The sequence below is a fragment of the Brevibacterium aurantiacum genome, assembly GCF_007558825.1.
GTDB classification, from domain to species: Bacteria; Actinomycetota; Actinomycetes; order Actinomycetales; family Brevibacteriaceae; genus Brevibacterium; species Brevibacterium aurantiacum_A.
On sequence record NZ_VLTK01000045.1, the window covers coordinates 1 to 1274 of the forward strand.

The following is a 1274-nucleotide window of genomic DNA, read 5'->3' on the forward strand; positions in this document are numbered from 1 at the left end:
CCATGATAAATCGTTATCGATTCGGGCCCTGATGAAAGACGCGCGTGAGGTTCTTGTTCGTTAAGCGGATACGTATATCCTGTACAATAGCCAGATAGGCCTCACGGGGTCTAACCCTTTTTCATCAACGAGTTGCAGGTCAGATGGTTATACTGCTTTGTGCTTTAGCTGGCTGAGTACAGCCTGAAATCATCACCGTAATGCAACGATGCCCAGCACAGCCTCGCGTTTTTGGCGGCGATGGCTACAACAGCCCGCCAGTACCCCCTGCGCTCAACCAACTTACAAACCCAACGGCTGAATGAGTCAGTCCTTTTCTCTGCACCAATCAAAACCGAACGGGCCCCCTGAACCAGAAGCGTTCGCAGATATGAATCGCCCGCTTTCGTTATTCTGCCAAGCTTTGATTTTCCGCCACTGCTGTACTGTGATGGTGTAAGTCCCAGCCAGGCTGCCAGTTGGCGTCCATTCTTAAAATCATGGGCATTACCGATACTGGCGACCAGCGCACAGGCCGTTGTGGGACCAATCCCTTTCAGTTCCATCAGTCGTTGGCTGCGGTGATCCGTTTTTGCCATGCGGGACAGGATCCGGTCATATTCAGCGATGTTATCTTCAATGCGATTAATGTGTTCCAGCAGATCATCAACGCATTGCTGAACCTGAAGCGGCAAAGAATTCTTCTGTTCAGAAACGATGTGGCGCAGGGCATCTGTACTTTGTGGAGCGATGACGCCGAATTCAGATATCAAACCTCTTAATCGGTTATATGTTGCTGTTTTCTCTTCGATAAAACCTTGTCTGGTACGGTGTAGACATTGCATCGCCTGCTGGCTCTCATCCTTCACTGGCACGAACCGCATATGCGGGCGACGGACAGCCTCACAAATAGCCTGGGCATCAGCTGCATCATTTTTTCCTGATTTACCGGCCATGCGATATGGCGATACGAACTTTGCAGCCATCAAACGGGGCTCATGGCCATACTGCCGAAACACTCTTGCCCAGTAATGGGCGCCTGAGCACGCCTCCATCCCGATAACACAGGGAGGCAGGCTTGCAATTAACTCAGGAAGTGCAGCACGCGATACTTTAGGTTTAACCAGAACAGTTTTTCCATTTTGATCAACGCAGTGAACAGCGAACACATTTTTAGCAAGATCGATACCGACAGTAGTGATAGTCATAACGAATCCCTCCAGGGCTATGTTTACCCCATGATTGCACAAGAGCTAATCAGGCACATATCCAGGGGAAGTCCCTTCCATTCGTTA

General features: G+C 49.9%; 1 protein-coding gene. It reads right to left on the reverse strand.

All coding sequences use genetic code 11. From position 1 onward, the window contains the following. Positions 1–164 precede the first annotated feature (164 nt). The gene (locus FO013_RS22155) at positions 165–1187 is read right to left on the reverse strand and encodes an IS110 family RNA-guided transposase (RefSeq protein WP_000156886.1); all 1023 of its coding nucleotides are present in this window, start codon (positions 1185–1187) and stop codon (positions 165–167) included. Between the last annotated feature and the right edge of the window lie 87 nt (positions 1188–1274).

Bases quoted from the DNA above. Each gene is read 5' to 3' on its own strand.
- FO013_RS22155 (WP_000156886.1), bottom strand. From the start codon at position 1,187: ATGACTATCACTACTGTCGGTATCGATCTTGCTAAAAATGTGTTCGCT.